This is a genomic window from Peribacillus sp. SIMBA_075 (assembly GCF_046534585.1).
Map to the genome: position 1 here is coordinate 1 of NZ_JAWRYN010000377.1, position 294 is coordinate 294.

The 294-nt window shown below is 33.0% G+C and carries 1 protein-coding gene; it reads right to left on the minus strand.

The window, feature by feature from the left end; translation table 11 throughout:
- Window positions 1-294, minus strand: a 294-nt coding sequence (locus SB775_RS28655) for an HAD hydrolase family protein (protein WP_410864571.1), incomplete at both ends; no start/stop codon positions are given.

Genomic DNA, 294 nt, shown 5'->3' on the forward strand with positions numbered 1-294 from the left:
CTTTTCTATCATTTCCATATCATTGTAGTCATCTCCAAATGCAATTACTTCAGATACATCTCGATTTAAGTGCTGTAGAACATGCTGAATGCTATTCCATTTTGAAACATCCGTATGCATAATTTGACATAATGTTCCGTTATCTGTAATGACTGCCTTACACTCATCAGGCAATTCCTTAGTGAACTCCTTATTTATTGAGCCATTAGTACAAACAATTAATTTAGAAGCTTTTTCAAAGTTTAATTTTCTTATATCCATGACTTCACACGGCACATCACCAAAATAATCAGT